The organism is Burkholderia ubonensis (assembly GCF_902833085.1).
Classification (GTDB): domain Bacteria; phylum Pseudomonadota; class Gammaproteobacteria; order Burkholderiales; family Burkholderiaceae; genus Burkholderia; species Burkholderia ubonensis.
Genome location: NZ_CADFEB010000002.1, coordinates 713,200 through 731,789, shown reverse-complemented (window position 1 = coordinate 731,789; position 18,590 = coordinate 713,200). Strand labels below are relative to the sequence as shown.

The 18,590-nt window shown below is 67.5% G+C and carries 18 protein-coding genes and 1 tRNA gene; 6 read left to right on the top strand and 13 right to left on the bottom strand.

All coding sequences use genetic code 11. The annotated features are described in order from the left end of the window. Nucleotides 1–177 precede the first annotated feature (177 nt). The 5 genes from HWX31_RS07350 to HWX31_RS07330 form a co-directional block, all read right to left on the bottom strand. Nucleotides 178–254: transfer RNA gene (locus tag HWX31_RS07350), tRNA-Val, on the bottom strand. 88 nt (nt 255–342) lie between these two features. Continuing rightward, a complete protein-coding gene (locus HWX31_RS07345) occupies nt 343–2,580 on the bottom strand; it encodes a RelA/SpoT family protein (protein WP_174963741.1) in 2,238 nt (745 codons plus the stop codon). Between the two features lie 48 nt (nt 2,581–2,628). Then, a complete protein-coding gene (locus HWX31_RS07340; protein ID WP_042583797.1) occupies nt 2,629–2,982 on the bottom strand; it encodes a RidA family protein in 354 nt (117 codons plus the stop codon). A 66-nt stretch (nt 2,983–3,048) separates the two neighbouring features. Then, on the bottom strand, nt 3,049–3,954 hold the full coding sequence (locus tag HWX31_RS07335; protein ID WP_174963702.1) for an alpha/beta fold hydrolase: 906 nt from the start codon (nt 3,952–3,954) through the stop codon (nt 3,049–3,051). Nucleotides 3,955–4,104: 150 nt separating this feature from the next. Then, entirely contained in the window at nt 4,105–5,013 is a 909-nt protein-coding gene (locus HWX31_RS07330; protein ID WP_174963742.1) for a LysR family transcriptional regulator, read from the bottom strand. Nucleotides 5,014–5,150: 137 nt separating this feature from the next. Here HWX31_RS07330 and HWX31_RS07325 point away from each other — a divergent pair, with 137 nt between their 5' ends. From HWX31_RS07325 to HWX31_RS07315, 3 genes are read left to right on the top strand one after another with little or no spacing between them, the layout of a single operon-like run. Beyond that, the gene (locus HWX31_RS07325) at nt 5,151–5,708 is read left to right on the top strand and encodes an ester cyclase (RefSeq protein ID WP_174963703.1); all 558 of its coding nucleotides are present in this window, start codon (nt 5,151–5,153) and stop codon (nt 5,706–5,708) included. Continuing rightward, a complete protein-coding gene (locus HWX31_RS07320; protein WP_415494278.1) occupies nt 5,692–6,732 on the top strand; it encodes a polysaccharide deacetylase family protein in 1,041 nt (346 codons plus the stop codon). The genes HWX31_RS07325 and HWX31_RS07320 overlap by 17 nt, the downstream gene beginning before the upstream one ends. 32 nt (nt 6,733–6,764) lie before the next feature. After that, nucleotides 6,765–7,481 (top strand): SDR family oxidoreductase, encoded by a 717-nt coding sequence (locus tag HWX31_RS07315; protein WP_174963705.1) that lies wholly within the window; start codon nt 6,765–6,767, stop codon nt 7,479–7,481. A gap of 110 nt (nt 7,482–7,591) precedes the next feature. Here the strand turns inward: HWX31_RS07315 and HWX31_RS07310 are convergent, their stop codons facing one another. Together HWX31_RS07310 and HWX31_RS07305 are read right to left on the bottom strand one after the other, a co-directional pair. Then, nucleotides 7,592–8,233: a CoA transferase subunit B gene (locus HWX31_RS07310; RefSeq protein WP_059617123.1), complete on the bottom strand. Its 642-nt coding sequence runs from the start codon at nt 8,231–8,233 to the stop codon at nt 7,592–7,594. 1 nt (nt 8,234) lies between these two features. After that, entirely contained in the window at nt 8,235–8,939 is a 705-nt protein-coding gene (locus tag HWX31_RS07305; RefSeq protein WP_059617121.1) for a CoA transferase subunit A, read from the bottom strand. A gap of 227 nt (nt 8,940–9,166) precedes the next feature. Between HWX31_RS07305 and HWX31_RS07300 the strand changes: the two genes are divergently transcribed. Beyond that, nucleotides 9,167–9,712, top strand: coding sequence for a PAS and helix-turn-helix domain-containing protein (locus tag HWX31_RS07300; protein ID WP_174963706.1), 546 nt, complete (start codon nt 9,167–9,169; stop codon nt 9,710–9,712). Nucleotides 9,713–9,745: 33 nt separating this feature from the next. Here the strand turns inward: HWX31_RS07300 and HWX31_RS07295 are convergent, their stop codons facing one another. Further along, the gene (locus tag HWX31_RS07295; RefSeq protein ID WP_059617563.1) at nt 9,746–10,177 is read right to left on the bottom strand and encodes an acyl-CoA thioesterase; all 432 of its coding nucleotides are present in this window, start codon (nt 10,175–10,177) and stop codon (nt 9,746–9,748) included. Nucleotides 10,178–10,225: 48 nt separating this feature from the next. Then, a complete protein-coding gene (locus HWX31_RS07290) occupies nt 10,226–11,002 on the bottom strand; it encodes an SDR family oxidoreductase (protein WP_042583788.1) in 777 nt (258 codons plus the stop codon). 177 nt (nt 11,003–11,179) lie between these two features. Between HWX31_RS07290 and HWX31_RS07285 the strand changes: the two genes are divergently transcribed. Then, the gene (locus HWX31_RS07285; RefSeq protein WP_175933887.1) at nt 11,180–12,853 is read left to right on the top strand and encodes an electron transfer flavoprotein-ubiquinone oxidoreductase; all 1,674 of its coding nucleotides are present in this window, start codon (nt 11,180–11,182) and stop codon (nt 12,851–12,853) included. A gap of 130 nt (nt 12,854–12,983) precedes the next feature. On the opposite strand, the gene aroC is transcribed toward HWX31_RS07285, so the two are convergent. The 3 genes from aroC to HWX31_RS07270 form a co-directional block, all read right to left on the bottom strand. Further along, nucleotides 12,984–14,084, bottom strand: coding sequence for a chorismate synthase (aroC, locus tag HWX31_RS07280; RefSeq protein WP_174963708.1), 1,101 nt, complete (start codon nt 14,082–14,084; stop codon nt 12,984–12,986). 157 nt (nt 14,085–14,241) lie between these two features. After that, the gene (locus HWX31_RS07275) at nt 14,242–16,176 is read right to left on the bottom strand and encodes an MFS transporter (protein ID WP_174963709.1); all 1,935 of its coding nucleotides are present in this window, start codon (nt 16,174–16,176) and stop codon (nt 14,242–14,244) included. Between the two features lie 143 nt (nt 16,177–16,319). Next, nucleotides 16,320–16,784, bottom strand: a complete 465-nt coding sequence (locus tag HWX31_RS07270; RefSeq protein ID WP_042583784.1) for a CBS domain-containing protein — start codon at nt 16,782–16,784, stop codon at nt 16,320–16,322. Nucleotides 16,785–16,936: 152 nt separating this feature from the next. Between HWX31_RS07270 and HWX31_RS07265 the strand changes: the two genes are divergently transcribed. Further along, on the top strand, nt 16,937–17,254 hold the full coding sequence (locus HWX31_RS07265) for an Mpo1-like protein (RefSeq protein WP_010092579.1): 318 nt from the start codon (nt 16,937–16,939) through the stop codon (nt 17,252–17,254). Nucleotides 17,255–17,261: 7 nt separating this feature from the next. Here the strand turns inward: HWX31_RS07265 and HWX31_RS07260 are convergent, their stop codons facing one another. After that, nucleotides 17,262–18,590: a YihY family inner membrane protein gene (locus HWX31_RS07260; protein ID WP_174963710.1), complete on the bottom strand. Its 1,329-nt coding sequence runs from the start codon at nt 18,588–18,590 to the stop codon at nt 17,262–17,264.

The window sequence follows — 18,590 nt, the reverse complement described above, 5'->3', positions numbered from 1 at the left end:
CGCTTTCGAGGGGCCGCATTCGATACTTCACTCAAACCGCAGGGGCGAAAACGTTCCTCGACTAGCGTCGCTCCGAAGTGGTTTCGGTCAACGTTCGCGGTGTCATAACCGTATTCGCCTTGTACGCGTTGAGTTTTTACTGCTTCGAACACCCGGAAACCGGATGCTCCTGTTCGTTGGTAGGCTCGATTGGACTCGAACCAACGACCCCCACCATGTCAAGGTGGTGCTCTAACCAGCTGAGCTACGAGCCTGAAGAAGCTGAAATTATATGGAGCTGTAATTCACTTGGCAAGCATTTTTATGCAATCGCAGCAAAATAATGTGGATCCGGCCCCGACCTCACGCCTTCCGGCCGGCCCGGACGACGCCCTGCACCTCGCCGAGCAGCGCGCAAGCGCGCTGCACCTGTGCCGAGTTCGAGATCTCTACCGTGAACTGCATGAATGCCGCATTGCGGCGAGTCTGCGTCTTTACGCCGACGACATTGAGCTTCTCGCGCGCGAACACTTCGGAGATGTCGCGCAGCAGCCCCTGCCGGTCGGTCGCCTCGATCATCAGGTCGACCGGATAGACCGACGCGCCGCGGCCGCCCAGCACGTCGGCGGACCAGGTGGTCTGCAGCACGCGCTCCGGCGCACGCTCCGCCATCCGGCGGAACGTCGCGCAATCGCTGCGATGGATCGACATCCCCTTGCCGCGCGTGACGAAGCCGCTGATCGGATCGGGCGGCGCGGGCCGGCAGCAGCGCGCGAGCTGCGTCAGCAGCGCATCGACGCCGACCACCAGCACCCCGGTCGACGCGCCGTGCGCGACGCTCGCGCCGCTGCTGCGCTTCTCGAAATCGGCGGGCGCCTCGGGCACGGGTTCGGGCGGCGGCGCATCGGACAGCGCCTGCTCGACGTTGCGCAGGCTGAACTCCTCCTTGCCGACGACCGAGAACAGCTCGTCGGGCGTCTTGAAGCCGAGCTTCGCCGCCAGGTTGTCGAGATTGACCGAAGTCCTGCCTTCGCGCTGCAGCGTCTTTTCGACGAGCGCGCGGCCGTGCGCGATGTTCTCCTCGTGCTCGATCGCATTGAACCACGCGCGCACCTTCTGCCGCGCGCGCGGGCTCTTCAGGTAGCCGAGCTGCGAATTCAGCCAGTCGCGCGACGGCCCGCCCTCCTTCACCGCGACGATCTCGACCGTCTGGCCGTTCGCGAGCGGCGTGTTGAGCGGCACCATCGCGCCGTCGACGCGCGCGCCGCGGCAGCGGTGGCCCAGCTCGCTGTGCAGGTGATAGGCGAAATCCACCGGCGTCGCGCCCTGCGGCAGCGCGATCACGCGCGCCTGCGGCGTCAGCACGTAGATGTGGTCGTCGTCGAGCGTCGTCTCGCGCAGTTGCGCCCACGCCTTGCCGCCGGCCGCGCCCCCGCCGTCCTCGACGTCGTCCTTCCACGCGAGCAGCTGGCGCAGCCAGGCGATCTTCTCGTCGTATTTGTCGCTTGCGGAGAACTGGCCGCCGTAGCCGCGCGCGCCGGCCTCCTTGTAGCGCCAGTGCGCGGCGACGCCGTATTCCGCGAAGCCGTGCATCTCGTGCGTGCGGATCTGCACTTCGAACGCACGCCCGTCGTCGCCGATCACGACCGTGTGCAGCGACTTGTAGCCGTTCGGCTTCGGACGCGAGATGTAGTCGTCGAACTCCTTCGGCACCGGCTGCCACAGGTGATGCACGATGCCGAGCACCGTGTAGCAATCCTTGATGTCCGGCACGATCACGCGAAACGCGCGCACGTCGTACAGCTCGGAGAAGTCGAGCTCCTTGCCGCGCATCTTGCGCCAGATGCTGTAGATGTGCTTCGGCCGGCCGCTCACCTCCGCCTGGATGTGCGCGGCTGCAAGCTCGCGCTGCAGGCTCCCGATCGCCTCCGCGACATACGCCTCGCGCTCGACGCGCTTCTCGTCGAGCAGTTTCGCGATCCGCTTGTACGTGACCGGATCCTCGAAGCGGAACGCCAGGTCCTCCAGCTCCCATTTCAGTTGCCAGATGCCGAGACGGTTCGCGAGCGGCGCGTAGATCTCGAGCGTTTCGCGCGCGACGTCCGGCGGCGGCGCGACCTTCGCCGCCGCGTAGTAGCGCAGCGACTGCAGTCGCGACGCGAGCCGGATCAGCACCACGCGGATGTCCTGCGCAAACGCGAGCAGCATCTTGCGCAGCGCCTCGATCTGCGCGCGGCGCTCGGCCGCGGCGTCGCGTCCGGCCTCCGGCGCCGCGCTCTGCGCGACGCGCAGGCTGATCGTGCCGAGCCGCAGCAGCTTGCGCACGTCGGACACGAGGCGCGCGACTTCGTCGCCGAACCGCGCGGCAAGCTCGCGCTCCGGATCGTTCAGGTGCGGCGTCAGCGCAAACAGCGCCGCCGCCTGCACCGCGGGCGGATCGACGTTCAGCTTGCCCATGATCGACGCCGTGCCGGCCGCGTGATCGGCGAGCAGCTCGCCCGACGACAGGCGCGCGTCGCCCGCATGCTCGCGCACGAACGCGAGCACGTCGTCGAACGACGGCGACGCGGCGGAAGAAGCGGAAACGGTATCGGCGGTCATCATGCAGCCCGGTGAGGCATCGTCGTCAGCGACGACGCTCGGTTCAGGTCAGCTCCGCTGCGCAGCAACGACGACGATTTCGACGAGCAGCGCGGGATCCGCGAGCTTCGCCTCGACGGTGGCGCGCGGCGGCGTATTGCCCGGCGCCACCCATGCGTCCCACTCTTCGTTCATGCCCGCGAAGTTCGCCAGATCGGAAATGTAGATCTGCACCGACAGCAGATGCGCCTTGTCGCTGTTCGCCTCCGCGAGCAGGCGGTCGATGTGCCCAAGCACTTCGCGCGTCTGGCCCTTGATGTCCTGGGTCGTGTCTTCCGCGATCTGGCCGGCGAGGTACACGGTGCCGTTGTGAATCGCAATTTCGGAAAGACGGGCGCCGACGTGGTGACGAGTAACTGCCATGGAATGTTCCGCTTGAATGAATGGATGATTCGCCCGGCGGCGCGGCCCGCACCGCCGAACCATATATTATGACGCGGATGCGCCCTCTTCGAGGAAAAACCCGCGCGCGAGCGCGATCTGGTCCGCGCTCATGAACGCCGGCGCATGGCCGACGCCGGCAATTTCCGCCTGCGACACATGCCGGCCGCGCCGCGTCATTTCCGCGACCGTCTCGCGCGACAGCAGGTCGGACGCCGCGCCGCGCACGACGAGCAGCGTCGCGTCCGTCGTTTCGATCGCGCGCCACAGCGCAGCCTCGCCGAGCGCGGCCAGCTCGGGCGTCGTCGCCTTGAACGGCTCCGCGATCCGCGGGTCGTAGCGGATCGCCCAGCCGCCATCGGGCAGCTCGCGCAGCAGCGGCGCGTTGATCTCGCGCCATTCGTCGCCGGTGAGCGCGCCGAACGGCAGCGACAGCGACGTCAGGTAATCGATGCCTTCCTGCTCGGTCGCGAAGCGCGGCTGCACGCCGAGGTATTCGCCGATGCGCGTGAGCGAATCCGGCTCGATCCGCGGGCCGACGTCGTTGACGATCATCCGCCGCACCGGCGAGCCCGGCAGCCCCGCGAGCGCGAGCCCGATCAGGCCGCCCATCGACGTGCCGAACCAGTCGACCGATTCGACGTCGAGGCGCGCGATCAGCGTAACCATGTCGGCCACGTATTGCGGAATCGCATAGAGCCGCGAATCCGCGAGCCAGTCGGAGCGGCCTCGCCCGACGACGTCCGGGCACACGACGCGATACGTATCGGCAAGCGCCGCGGCGAGCCGGTCGAAATCACGCCCCGAGCGGGTCAGCCCGTGTACGCAGACCAGCACGCGCGGATTGGCGGGATCGCCCCACTCGGTGTACGCCACGTGGTGAAGGCCGGCCGCGCTCGCGCACTGCACGCGCCGCTGGCGAGGTACCAAGGGGTTCGCTGAGATCGTTGGCATCGTTGGCATCCTGTCGAACGGGCGCTGCGCGGCGGCGCAAACGGTGCGCCGCCCGGTGCGATCGATTGTAAACCGCTTCCGTTCACGGAGCCGTCTCGGCGCCGGGCGAACGCCGCCGCATCGTGCGCGCACGCGTGCCCCCGCAACGCGTCAGCCTTCGCCCCAGCACCACTCGGCCTGCAACCGCTCCCGCACGAAATCGACGAACGCGCGCACGCGCATCGCAAGATGCCGCCCGCCCGGATACACGGCGTGCAACGGCGCGGCCGGCGCCGCGTACGCAGGCAGTATGCGGACGAGCCGGCCCGCCTCGAGATCGGGACCGACGTCCCAGATCGACTTCAGCGCGATGCCTGCCCCCGCCAGCGCCAGCGTGCGCGCCGCGCCACCGTCGTTCGTCAGCAGCGCCGCCGTTACCTCGACCTCGAGCGCGCCGCCGTCGCCATCGAACCGCCATTCGGCACGCGGCTGCTCGCCCATCACGATGCAGCGATGCCGGCACAGTTCGCCCGGGTGCGCCGGTTCGCCGTGCTCGGCAATGTACGCAGGCGCTGCGCACAGCACGCGACGGTTCGGCGCTAGCTCGCGCGCGATCATCGACGAGTCGGCCAGGCTGCCGATCCGCACGGCGACGTCGATCTCGTGCGCGAGCAGGTCGATGACCGAATCGGTCAGCATCAGTTGCACGGTCACCTGCGGATGCTGCCGCTGAAATTCAGCGACGAGCGGCGCAAGCCGCAGGCGGCCGAGTTCGCCCGGCGCCGTCACGCGCAGCAGGCCGCTTACGGTGCCGCGCCGATCCTGCATCAGCGCTTCGGCCTGCTCGATTTCGGCCAGGATGCGCAGCGCCTGCGCGTGGAACTGCGCGCCTTCGTCGGTCAGCGTCTGCTGCCGCGTCGTGCGGTGCAGCAGGCGCACGCCGAGCCGCGACTCGAGGTGCGCGAGCCGCTTGCTGACCACCGACAGCGACAGGTCGAGTTCTCGCGCGGCCGCCGACAGGCTGCCCGCCGACACGATGCGGGCGAAGGTTTCGAGCGCCGGCAAGTCGTCGATCAGCACCGCGCCCCTCGCGCTTCGCTCACCTTTCCAATTTTCGAATAATCCATTCGCGATCAGTCCGTATTTACATCCAAAACGGAAACTTACCATGTGCATCACGCGTTGACCCGACGCCTCTTCACGAACAGGAGAATCCGATGTCCGCCCTTTTCCGCCCGGCCGGCCGCCTGACCGCCCGCCTGCTCGCCGCCGCGCTGGTCGCGGCCGCGCTGCCGCCCACGGCTGCGCAAGCCGACGATCTCGTCACACCGCGCGACCTGACGGTCGCCGCCGGCCTGCCCGCCGCGCAGGCAAGCGCGCAGGTTCTCGCGGCGCGCCGCTACGGCACGTTCTGGGATACCGGCGACGCGACGCTCGCCCGCGCGGCGCTCGCACCCGATTTCACCGACCGCACGCTGCCTGCCGGACGCGCCCAGGGGCTGCCGGGCCCGCTCGCCGCCTCGCGCACGATGCGCGCGGCGGTGCCGGACCTGCGTTGCGAGATCGAGCAGATGATCGTGGCCGGCGATCGCGTCGTCGTTCACCTGCACTTTCGCGGGCACTTCACGGGGACCTTCAACGGCTCCGCCGGGCACGGCCAGCCGGTCGACTTCATCGCGACCGACATCTACCGGATTGCGGACGGCCGCATCGCCGACAACTGGCACATCGAGGACAACCTGACGCTGATGCGCCAGCTTGGCCTCGCCAACTGAGGATGCCGCGATGACGCCCATCGATCCCTCCATGCGCCCCGGACGGCGCACGTTTCTCGCACAGGCAGGCGCCGGCGCGGGACTGGCCGCCGGCCTCGCGCTCGGCGCGGCCACCACGCCGGCCGGCGCCGCGACCGCCGGCGCCGCCGCTGCGGCGCAGCACGGCGCGGGACCGTTCTGGCCCGACGGCATCCGCCTCGTGATCTCGATCTCGATGCAGTTCGAAGCGGGCGGCCAGCCGCCCAAGGGCGCGGACAGCCCGTTTCCGCCCGTCGCGTTCCCGCCGTCCGTGCCCGCCGACCTCGCGTCCGGCACCTGGTTCGCGTACGGCTACCGCGAAGGCATCCCGCGCATGCTCGACCTGTGGGACCGGCACGACGTCAAGGTCACGTCGCACATGATCGGCGAAGCGGTCCGGCATCGCCCCGAGTTGGCCCGCGAGATCGTCGCGCGCGGTCACGAGGCCTCGGCGCACGGGCCGAGCTGGCGCTCGCAATTCGCGATGAGCCGCGACGACGAGCGGCGCTTCCTGCTCGACGCCCGCGACATGGTGGAAGCCGCGGCCGGCCAGCGGCCGATCGGCTACAACTGCAACTGGCTGCGGCGCGGCCCGAACACGCTGTCGCTGCTGCAGGAGCTCGACTACGTCTATCACATCGACGACGTCAGCCGCGACGAGCCGTTCATCGAGGCAGTCAACGGACGCGACTTCGTGGTCGTGCCGTACACGCTGCGCAACAACGACATCCTGCTGATCGAGGGCCGCAATTATTCGCCGTCGATGTTTCTCGAACAGATCAAGCTCGATTTCGACCAGCTGTACGAGGAAGCCGGGCAACGGCGCAGGCTGATGTCGATCAGCGCGCACGACCGGATCAGCGGCACGCCGCAAATGGTGCGCGCGTGGGACGCGTTCCTGCGCCACGCCCGGTCGCATCCGGGCGTGGCCTTCATGCGCAAGGACGACATCGCGCGCTACGCGCTGGGCAGCCCGTCGACGCTGCGCGAAACCGAAACGATCTGAGCGACCGCCCATTCTCATCGGAACCGACCATCATGAACGATTCACTCAATGGCAGGAAAGTCCTCGTCGTCGGCGGCAGCTCCGGCATCGGCGCCGCCGCCGCGCAAGCCTTCGCGCAACGCGGCGCGACCGTGACGATCGCGTCGCGCGACCCGCACAAGGCGACCGCCGCCGCGGCTTCGCCCGGCAGCCCGGTGCGCCGCGAAACGCTGGACGTCACCGATACCGCGGCCGTCGACGCGTTCTGCGCGCGGGCCGGCCAGTTCGACCACGTCGTGATCTCCGCCGCCCGGACGGCTGCCGGCCCGGTCCGGTCGCTGCCGTTCGACGACGCGCAAGCCGCGATGAACAGCAAGTTCTGGGGCGCGTATCGCGTCGCACGCGCGATCGACATCGCGCCGGGCGGCTCGCTGACGTTCGTGTCGGGTTTCCTCAGCGCAAGGCCGAGCGCGTCGTCCGTGCTGCAGGGCGCGATCAACGCGGCGCTCGAGGCGCTCGCCCGCGGCCTCGCGCTCGAACTGGCGCCGGTGCGCGTGAATACCGTGTCGCCGGGCCTGATCGCGACGCCGCTGTGGGACAAGCTCGCCCCCGACGCGCGCGACGCACTGTTTGCGAATGCCGCGCAACGCCTGCCCGCCCGCCGCGTCGGCCAGCCTGAGGACGTCGCGAACGCGATCGTCTATCTGGCGACGACGCCCTACGCAACCGGCTCGACCGTGCTGGTCGACGGCGGCGGCACGATTGCGTGACGCGCGCCGCGGCCGGTGGGCCGCTCGTTCGCCGCGCCCGAATGACAAGCGCCCCGCATTCCGTCGGGAATGCGGGGCGCCGGAGGGCACGGCGGACGCGCGCGACGCGCTTACGCGACCGCGCTCACGTCGAGCGGCGCGCCGGTCTTAGCCTGGATCTCGTCGACGCTGACACCGTCGGCGAGTTCGATCACCTTGAGGCCAGCCGGCGTTACTTCGATCACGCCGAGATCGGTGATGATCAGGTCGACCACGCCGACGCCCGTCAGCGGCAGGTTGCATTCCTCGAGGATCTTGTGCTGGTCGCCCTTCGCGACGTGCTCCATCAGCACGACGACGCGCTTCACGCCGGCGACGAGATCCATCGCGCCCCCCATCCCCTTGATCATCTTGCCGGGGATCATCCAGTTCGCGAGGTCGCCCTGCTTGCTGACCTGCATCGCGCCGAGGATCGCGAGGTTGATGTGGCCGCCGCGGATCATCGCGAACGAATCGGCGGACGAGAAGATCGACGAGCCCGGCAGCGTCGTGACGGTCTGCTTGCCGGCGTTGATCAGGTCGGCGTCGACTTCGTCCTCGGTCGGCGACGGGCCGATGCCGAGCAGGCCGTTCTCCGACTGCAGCCAGACTTCGACGCCTTCCGGCACGTGGTTCGCGACGAGCGTCGGCAGGCCGATGCCGAGGTTCACGTAAAAGCCGTCCTGCAGTTCCTGCGCCGCGCGCGCGGCCATCTGGTCACGATTCCAAGCCATGTCAGTCTCCTTTCGCGCGCACGACGCGTTGTTCGATGCGTTTCTCGGGCGTCGCGTTCAGCACGAGCCGCTGCACGAAAATCCCCGGCGTATGGATCTGGTCCGGATCGAGCTCGCCGTTCTCGACGATCTCCTCGACCTCGGCGACCGTGATCCGGCCCGCCATCGCGCACATCGGATTGAAGTTGCGCGCCGTGCGGCGGAAGATCAGGTTGCCCGACTTGTCGGCCTTCCACGCCTTCACGAGTGCGACGTCGGCCGTCAGCGACGGCTCGAGCACGTAGTGGCGATCGCCGAACTGGCGCGTTTCCTTGCCTTCCGCGATCACGGTGCCGTAGCCGGTATTGGTGAAGAACGCGGGGATGCCCGCGCCGCCCGCGCGCAGCTTCTCGGCGAGCGTGCCCTGCGGGGTGAATTCCAGTTCCAGTTCGCCCGCCAGGTACTGGCGCTCGAATTCCTTGTTCTCGCCGACATACGACGAGATCATCTTCCTGATCTGGCGCGTTTCGAGCAGCAGGCCGAGACCGAAGCCGTCGACGCCCGCGTTGTTGCTGATGCAGGTGATGCCCTTGACGCCCGAATCGCGCAATGCGCCGATCAGCGCCTCGGGAATGCCGCACAGGCCGAAGCCGCCCACCGCGAAGGTCTGTCCGTCCTGGACGATCCCTTCCAGCGCGGCCGCCGCGCTTGGATAGACTTTGTTCATCTGTATGTCCCTTCCTCTATGGAAACCAGCGAAACCGGGTTCGCGCGCCGGCGTGGCTCGCAGGCCCGCCGCATCATTCTATGCATGCACGGCAAGGCCTGCCGCGACGACGCGCTTCTTCTTGTTTCGCGGCAAGCGCCGCGAGATGCCTGAAAGGGTACGATGCGGCGCGGATGCGGCACAATACGCAAAAATACATAAGCATTTGCCATCGTTCGCCCGCTTCCATGTCCGCCCTCGACTACCAGACCGCCTTCCATCTCGCGCCGATCGGCCTCGTCATGTCGCGCGACCGCGTGATCGAGGATTGCAACGACGCGGTCGCGGCGATCTTCCGCTGCACGTGCGCCGACCTGATCGGGAAATCGTACGAGGTGCTCTACCCGTCGCCGGACGAATTCCAGCGGATCGGCGAGCGCATTTCGCGGGTGATGGTCGTGAACGGCAGCTATGCGGACGACCGGATCATGAAGCGCGCCGACGGCGAGCTGTTCTGGTGCCACGTGACGGGCCGCGCGCTCGATCGCACCGCGCCGCTCGCGGCCGGCGTCTGGACCTTCGAGGACCTGAGCGCGACCCGCCCGGTGGCCGTCGCGCTGACGCCGCGCGAGCGCGAGATCGCCGCGCAGCTCGCGACCGGCAAGACGAGCAAGCAGATCGGCCGGGTGCTCGACATCAGCTCGCGCACGGTCGACATCTATCGCGCGCGGCTGATGCGCAAGTACGGGACGGGGAACACGGCCGAACTGCTGCAGCGTCTGCTCGGCCATTGAGCGGCGCGACGCAACGGCCGTCGCGCCCGGACTTCAGCCGATCCTGGCGGCGAGTGCGCGCTCGATCGTGTCGCGCAGCAGTTGCGGCAACGGCACCGACTTGCCGAGCGCATAGTCGACCCATACGCAGCGCGCGCTGCCGCGCGCGTAGACGTGGTGCGGATCATCGGCGCGGGTCAGCTCGAAGCCGGTGTCGAAGCTGCTGCGCCCCGGCTTCGCGGCCGACATCTTCGCGATCACGTCGCCCGGGTAATGCAACTGCTTGAGGAACTCCATCGACGCGGTCACGATGACCGGCCCCTGCGTTTCGCCGTTGCCGCCGGCGACGCCGAGCGTCTCGAACCAGGAAATCCGCACCTGCTCCATATAGCGGAAATAGACCGTGTTGTTCACGTGTCCGAACGCGTCCATGTCGCCCCAGCGGATCGGCATCGACATCTCGAAAACAGGGGAGTAATCGCTCATTGCAGTCATCTTTGTTGCTGAGTATTGCTGTTGCTGTGAATCGTCCGGTCACGCGAGGCCGAAGCCGTCGTCCGCGGAGATGATCGAGCCGTTGATGAACTGCGACTCGTCGGCCGCGAGCAGCAGCAGCAGCCCGTCGAGATCCTGCGGCTTGCCGACGCGCCGGCGCGGCAGCATCGACTGCAGCTTCTGGCCCTGCTCGGTTTCCCACAGGTAGTGATTGATTTCCGTATCGATATAGCCCGGGCAGATCGCGTTGACGTTGATGCCGTGACGCCCCCATTCGAGCGCCATCGCGCGCGTCATGTGCACGACCGCGGCCTTGCTCATCGCGTACAGGCCGATCTGCGAAAACACGCGCAAGCCGGCCACCGATGCGATGTTGATGATCCGGTAAGGCGGCTTGCCGTTGCCGTTGGTGCGCATCATCATCCGCTTCGCGACTTCCTGCGCGACGAAAAACGCGCCGCGCGTATTCGTGTCGAACACGAACTCGAATTCGCTGGGCGTCACGTCGACGAGCTTCTGCATCGTCGACACGCCCGAATTGTTGACGAGGATATCGATGGTGCCGGCTTCCGTTTCGGCATGCGCGACCGCCGCCTTGATGCTCTGGACATCGGTGACGTCGAGCGACACCACGTGCGCCGCGCCGCCTGCCGCCTCGATCTCTGCACGCAGCTCCTTGAGCCGCTCGACGCGCCGACTCGCGAGCACGACCTTCGCGCCCGCCTGCGACAGCACCTGTGCAAAGCGCTGGCCGAGCCCGCTCGAAGCGCCCGTTACCAGCGCGACCTTGCCTTCCAGATTGATCGACCGACCCATTGCGCACCCCTTTCGATGTCGTTTCTCCGCCGCGGACGGCCAGGCCCATGCGGCGTTACCCTAACACAAAAAATAGAACGATCGTGCTAATCTATCCGCATGCTGTTGCGGCAAGCGTTTCGTTTCGCAGACAATACGCTCCCGAATAAAAGCATTCTAACGGTTAGAGGAACGCCAATGACCCCCGCAAGCCTCATCGAGCAATACGGCCCGCGCGAATCGATGGAATACGACGTCGTGATCGTCGGCGGCGGCCCTGCCGGGCTGTCCGCGGCGATCCGGCTCAAGCAGCTCGCCGCTGAAAAAGGCGTCGAGATCGGCGTCTGCGTGCTCGAGAAGGGCTCGGAAATCGGCGCGCACATCCTGTCGGGCGCGGTGATGGACCCGCGCGCGATCGGCGAGCTGTTCCCCGACTGGAAGGAGCAAGGCGCGCCGCTCACCGTCGAGGTGACCGAGGACCGCTTCCTGTTCCTGTCCGAGAAGAGCGCAATGCAGACGCCGAACTGGGCGCTGCCGGACAACTTCAAGAACCACGGCAACTACGTGATTTCGCTCGGCAACGTCACGCGCTGGCTGGGCCAGCAGGCCGAAGCGCTGGGCGTCGAGATCTTCCCGGGCTTCCCGGCCGCCGAGATCCTCTACCACGACGACGGCTCCGTGAAGGGCGTCGCGACCGGCAACATGGGCATCGGCAAGGACGGCGAGCCGACCGAGAACTTCCAGCTCGGCATGGAGCTGCACGCGAAGTACACGCTGTTCGCCGAAGGCTGCCGCGGCCACCTCGGCCGCCAGCTGATCTCGAAGTTCAAGCTGGACGCGAACGCCGATCCGCAGGCGTACGGGATCGGCATCAAGGAGCTGTGGGAAATCGATCCGGCCAGGCACAAGCCGGGCCTCGTGATCCACACCGCCGGCTGGCCGCTGAAGGCCGACACCTACGGCGGCTCGTTCCTGTACCACATGGACAACAACCAGGTCGTGGTCGGCTTCGTGGTCGGCCTCGGCTATACGAACCCGTACCTGTCGCCGTTCGAGGAATTCCAGCGCTACAAGACGCATCCGTCGATCCGCGCGTTCCTCGAAGGCGGCAAGCGCGTGTCGTACGGCGCCCGCGCGATCACCGCGGGCGGGCTGCTGTCGCTGCCGAAGACGGTGTTCCCGGGCGGCGCGCTGATCGGCGACGACGCGGGCTTCCTGAATGCGTCGCGGATCAAGGGCAGCCATGCGGCGATCAAGACCGGCATGCTGGCGGCCGACGCCGCGTTCGACGCGGTGCAGGCCGGGCGTCAGGCGGACGAACTGAATGCCTATCCGGACGCGTTCAAGCAATCGTGGCTGTACACCGAGCTGTATCGCGCGCGCAACTTCAAGCAGTGGATGGCGAAGGGACTGTATCTCGGCACGCTGATGGTCGGCCTCGAACAGAAGGTGATGGGCGGCAACGTGCCGTGGACGCTGCATCACAAGCACGCGGATCACGAGACGCTGAAGCCGGCGTCGCAGTGCGAGCCGATCGAGTATCCGAAGCCGGACGGCAAGCTGACGTTCGACCGGCTGTCGTCGGTGTTCATCTCGAACACGAACCACGAGGAAAACCAGCCGGCGCACCTGACGCTGAAGGATGCGAACGTGCCGGTAAACGTGAACCTGCGCACCTACGCGGGGCCGGAAGGCCGGTTCTGCCCGGCGGCGGTGTATGAATTCGTGAAGAACGACGACGGCAGCGATCGCCTCGTGATCAACGCGCAGAACTGCGTGCACTGCAAGACCTGCGACATCAAGGACCCGACGCAGAACATCGTGTGGGTCACGCCGGAAGGCGGCGGCGGACCGAACTACCCGAACATGTGACGTGCCGGAAAACGCCGCCTCGAGCGGCGTTTTTTTCGCCGCTCAAACGAAACGGGGTGCTGCTCGACGCAGCACCCCGTTTTACATGGATTCGACGGCCGGCCTCCTGCGCGGCGGCGCCCCGGTCGTATCAGGTCGCGCTGCCCGAAATCTTCGGCGTTTGCGTTTCGACGTCGCCGCATTGCGCGCGATGGCGCAGCGCATGATCGATCAGCACCAGCGCGAGCATCGATTCCGCGATCGGCGTCGCGCGGATGCCGACGCACGGATCATGACGCCCGAACGTTTCCACCATCGCGGGCTCGCCTGCCTTCGTGATCGACCGGCGCGGCGTACGGATGCTCGACGTCGGCTTGATCGCGATCGATACCGTGATGTCCTGCCCGGTCGAGATGCCGCCGAGCACGCCGCCCGCGTGATTGCCGACGAAGCCGTCCGGCGTCAGCTCGTCGCCGTGCACGGAGCCGCGCTGCGCGACGCTCTCGAAACCCGCGCCGATCTCGACGCCCTTCACCGCGTTGATGCTCATCATCGCCTTCGCGATGTCCGCGTCGAGACGGTCGAACACCGGCTCGCCCCAGCCGACCGGCACGCCGGAAGCGACGACGTCGATGCGCGCGCCGATCGAATCGCCGTCCTTGCGCAGCGCGTCCATATACGCCTCGAGCTGCGGCACGACGTCGGCGTTCGGCGCGAAGAACGGGTTCTCGCTCACGTGCGACCAGTCGACGAACGGCACGTCGATCTCGCCGAGCGCGCTCATGCAGCCGCGCACCTCGACGCCGACCCGCTCGCGCAGCCACTTCTTCGCGACCGCACCCGCGCCGACGATCGGCGCGGTCAGGCGCGCGGACGAGCGGCCGCCGCCGCGATAGTCGCGGATTCCGTATTTCTGCCAGTACGTGTAGTCGGCATGGCCCGGCCGGAACGTTTCGACGATGTTGCCGTAGTCCTTGCTGCGCTGGTCGGTGTTGCGGATCAGGAGCGCGATCGGCGCGCCGGTCGTAACGCCTTCGAACACGCCCGACAGAATCTCGACCTCGTCGGCTTCCTGCCGCTGCGTGACATGCCGCGACGTGCCGGGCTTGCGGCGGTCGAGCTCCTGCTGGACGTCGGCCTCGGTCAGCCCCATGCCCGGCGGGCAGCCGTCGATCACGCAGCCGATCGCGGGACCGTGCGATTCGCCGAAGGTCGTGACAGTGAAAAGCGTGCCGAGAGTATTGCCGGACATGGTGGAACCGCCCAAAGAGAGATAGGCAAACTGACGCGCCGCCCGCCGGAACGCGGGCAGATCGATCGTTCGCCGGTCGAAAAGTTTAGCTAAAACGCTATTATGCCAGCCGTCCCGGCGGCGCGGGCCGCGCGATGCGACCCCGCCCTGCCCGCCGCTACTTGCGCGCGCCGCGCAATTCGGCCACCGCGGACTGCAGCGCCTCGGGCGTCGCGAGCGTCGACGGCATCGGCTCGCCGACCGCCAGCGTCAGCCGGCTCATCACGCCGCGCTTCACGGGCCGCGGCCAGCGCGCGTCCGCGTGCCGCGAGAACACGCTGCCCCACAGGCCGCGCAGCGCCATCGGAATCACCGGCGCCTGCGTACGGCTAAGGATCTCCGTCACGCCGTGATGGAACGTGTTGATGTCGCCCGTCTTCGTCAGCTTGCCCTCGGGGAAGATGCATACGAGTTCCCCTTCCTGCAGCGCGGCCACGCACGCGTCGTACGCGCGCGCGAGCATTTCGGGATTCTCGTGGCGCGGCGCGATCGGGATCGCCTTCGCGTGCCGGAACACCCAGCTTGCGAACGGCGTCCTGAAGATCCGGTGATCCATCACGAAGCGGATCGGACGCGGGCTCGCGGCTGCGAGCACCAGCGCATCGACATAGCTGACGTGATTGCAGACGAGCACGGCCGCCCCCTCCTCCGGAATCCGCTCCGCATGCACGAGCCGGATCCGGTAGAACGTATGCACGAGCACCCATGCGACGAAGCGCAGCAGGAATTCGGGCACGAGCAGGTAGATGTAGGCCGCGACCACGACGTTGAGCAGCGCGGTAACGAAGAAGATGCCCGGAATGCTGACGCCCGCCTTGGTCAGCGCCATCGCCATCACCGCCGACACGATCATGAACAGCGCGTTGAGGATGTTGTTCGCGGCGATGATCCGCGCGCGGTGCGTCGGCGCGCTGCGGCTCTGGATCAGCGCGTACAGCGGCACGCTGTAGAAGCCGCCGAACATCGCGAGCAGGAACAGGTCGGCGAGGATGCGCCAGTGGCGCGCGCCGGCCAGGAACTCGCCGACCGACAGCAGGTGCCCGGGCGCGGGCAGCGCATGGCTCGCGAAATACAGCTCGATCGCGAACGCGCTGATGCCGATCGAGCCGAGCGGCACGAGACCGATCTCGACGCGCCGCCGCGACAGCCGCTCGCACAGCAGCGAGCCGATGCCGATGCCGACCGAGAACGTCGCGAGCAGGATCGTGACGACGTCGGGGCTCGCAGACAGCACGTCCTTCGCGAAATTGAAGAACGACGTGAGGAACGTCGCGCCGACGAACCACAGCCACGAGATGCCGAGCAGGCTCAGGAACACGGTGCGGTTCTGGCGCGCGAGCCCGAGGTTGCGCCACGTTTCGCTGACCGGGTTCCAGTTGATCACGAGATCGGGCTGCGGCGCGGGCGTCGGCGGCACCCGCTGCGCGGCGATGCGCCCCGCGAGCGCGATCGCGACGCAGCTCACCGCGAGCACGAGCTCGCCGCGGCCGGCCAGCCCCGCGGCCGCGCCGCCGATGATCGTGCCGATCAGGATCGCGATGAAGGTGCCCATCTCGACGAGGCCGTTGCCGCCGACCAGCTCATGCTCGCCCAGGTGCTGCGGCAGGTACGAATACTTGACCGGCCCGAACAGCGTCGAGTGCATCCCCATCATGAACGTGCACAGGTACAGCAGCGCCGCGCTGTGCGTGACGAAGCCGGCGGCGCCGACGAGCATCAGCACGATCTCGAAGGACTTCACGAAGCGCGTGAGGCGCGCCTTGTCGTACTTGTCGGCGATCTGCCCGGACGTCGCCGAGAACAGCACGAACGGCAGGATGAAGATCGCGGAGATCAGGAACGCGGCAGTCTTCGCGTCGACGCCGGAAAACCGCGCGGTGTGATAGGTGACGAGCGACGTGAAGCCGATCTTGAAGACGTTGTCGTTCAGCGCGCCGAGAAACTGGGTCGTGAAGAACGGCGCGAAGCGGCGTTCGCGCAGCAGGTCGAACTGGGAGGCGTGCGCGCGCCGTTCGCTGCGGCGCTCTGACGAGACTGACGTGTGATCGCTCATGCGGAATACGCGCGCGTCGTCTCGGCGAAGCTGCGCGGGCCCTGGTTATCGGAGGAAAGGCAGCGCCGCAGGCGCAGGCCTGGCCCGCGCCGCCGCGCTGGACGGATGCACCCGCGCCGGATGGGGCGGCACGGGCGCGGCGTTCAGCCGGCGACCGGCTTGTGGGCTTCGGATTCCGGCTCCGGCCAGTCGCGGATGTACGCCTTCAGCATCCGGTTCTCGAAGCTCTGCGCTTCGACGACCGTCTTCGCGACGTCGTAGAACGAAATGACGCCCATCAGCACCTTCTTGTCGAGCACCGGCATGTAGCGCGCATGACGCTCGAGCATCATCCGGCGCACTTCGTTGACGTCCGTTTCGGGCGTGCACGTGAGCGGCTCGTCCATCACCTTGCGGACCTGAACCTCGCCGATCGCGCCGCCGTTTTCGCGCAGGCGCAGAATGATCTCGCGGAACGTCAGCATCCCGACGAGATCGCCGTACTCCATCACGACAAGCGAACCGATGTCGTGTTCGGCCATCGTATCAACCGCTTCGCGCAGCGGCGTATCGGGCGTCACCGTGAACAGCGTGTTGCCCTTGACTTTCAGAATATCGCTGACGCGCATCGTAGTCCCCTCATGCATATATGCAAAACCGGCTTTCGATCCTATCGGAAAGCCTGTCAAAAGGAAAGCGGAGGCCGCCCAGCCGGCCCGCTTGCGGCCGCCCGCCGCTCGCCGCACAATGGCTTCATGGACAGCGGCCCGAGGAGACGGCCATGGCGCATTCGCATACGGAGCATTTCGCCAGCTTCGCTGACTTCTACCCGTACTACCTGAACGAACACCAGAACCTGACGTCGCGGCGGCTGCACTTCATCGGCTCGCTCGGCGTGATCGGCTGCGTCGCGATGGCGATCGCGACCGGCGACTGGCTTTGGCTGCCGGCCGCCGTCGTGTGCGGCTATGCGTTCGCGTGGGTCGGGCACTTCTTCTTCGAGAAGAACCGCCCCGCCACCTTCCGCCACCCGATCTACAGCCTGATGGGCGACTGGGTGATGTTCAGGGACATCTGCACCGGCAAGATCCCGCTGTGACGGCGGCTCACGCGGTGCGGTGCGGCCGCGCGTGCGGGTCCGCACTCCCCGGCGCGGGCGCGATCGCCGCGGCGGCCGGATGCGCGTCCGCGTGCCCGTGCGCGGCGATCAGCGACGCGAGCGACACGTCGAAGCGGTCGCTCGACAGCACCGCGAGCAAGGCCGCGCCGTCGACATGGGTGCGGCGCCGCTGCAGCTGGTAGGTCAGCTCGGTCCGGTCGATCACCAGCACGTCGAACAGCTGCGCGAGCGTCAGCTGCTCGGGGTTCGCGAGCAGCACGTAGCGCGGCGCGCCGTCGCCGCCTTCCAGCCGCGCGACCCACTCGCGCTCCTCCAGCAGCGCCAGCAAGCGCTGCGCGGTCTCGATGTCGCAGCGCAGCATCGCTGCGAGCCGCAGCGCGGAATAGCCGGGCTTGCCGGCCGCGCGCGCCTCCGCGAGCCGCGCAAGCAGTTCCAGCGCATCGAGCAAGTCGCTGCCCGGATAGTGGATGCGGTGGAACTGACCGACGCGAATCGCCGGCAACGCCGACGTCACCATCCCGCCGAGCAGCGCGATGAACCAGCTCAGGTACACCCACAGCAGGAACACCGGCAGCGCGGCGAACGCACCGTACACCGCGGTATAGGTCGGAATCCGCCTCACGTAGTACCCGAAGCCGCGCTTCGCGAGCTCGAACGCGATCGCGGCGAACAGCCCGCCGATCGCCGCGTCGCGCCACGCGACCGTGCAATTGGGCAAATAAACGTAGAGAAGCGTGAACGCGAGCACCGTCAGCGGCAGCGACGCGAACGTCAGCAGCCATTCGACGACCGACGTCGTCGGCGCCGCGCCGGTGAACGCGAGCGACTCCGTGAACAGGTACGACGAGATCGACAGGCTCACGCCGAACAGCAGCGGCCCGAGCGTGATCAGCGCCCAGTACGCGAGCACCCGCTGCGCGAACGGCCGCGGCTTGCGCACCCGCCAGATCAGGTTGAACGCGGATTCGATCGTCATCATCGTCATCACGGACGTGACGACGAGCGCGATCAGGCCCGCCGTGGTCAGGCCCTTCGCCTTCGACGCGAACTGGTTCAGGTACTTGAAGATCTGGATGTTGAACTGCGCCGGCATCAGGTGATCGGCGAGGAACCCCTGCAGCGAGATCTGGAACGACGCGAACATCGGGAACGCGGTAAACAGCGCGAACGCTACCGTCACGAGCGGCACGAGCGCCAGCATCGTCGTGAACGTGAGGCTGCCCGCCACCTGCGGGATGCGGTCCTCGGCGCTGCGTTTCGCGGCGAAGCGCGCGAGGCGCTTGATGGTGTCGAGATCGACGCTCAACTTCGGCAA